1 protein-coding gene is annotated in these 411 nt (G+C 63.3%); it reads right to left on the minus strand.

Annotated features, from left to right (window positions below; genetic code table 11):
- Positions 1-181: hypothetical protein (locus AC1DYK_RS35980; RefSeq protein WP_478170618.1), on the minus strand; the 181-nt coding region annotated here is incomplete at its 3' end.
- Between the last annotated feature and the right edge of the window lie 230 nt (positions 182-411).

Below are 411 nucleotides of genomic sequence, written 5' to 3' on the forward strand. Positions count from 1 at the left end.
GCATTGAGCAGACCTCCAACGGTTCATCCGGTCGGTCGGCCCATTTCCACCACACATGGCGACTGGCGCACTTCCACAGCGCACGGCACGTCCGCTTACCGTCGTCCTCCCGCACACAGAGCACGAATCCGCCGAACTGCATGGCTTGGCTGCACTCAGGGCAGGTTGGGGCGTCGGTCATGCTGCGCACCTTAACGGAGCGCGAGGACGCCAAGCTCTGAACTTGGGATTCACCAATCGCGTGGCCAGGCTGTGGGCCTGACCTGCGAGTGAACGGGTCTACCGTGCATCTACTTCGGTGTCGGCCATCTGGCGTTGACCGTGGTTGACCGCTCGTTCTGGTGCTCATCTCGTGCAGTCAGAGGATGAGGCAGGCGGCCCATGTCGCACCCCGGGTCCCGCCCTTTACCA

The organism is Variovorax sp. P2_H12, assembly GCF_056403395.1.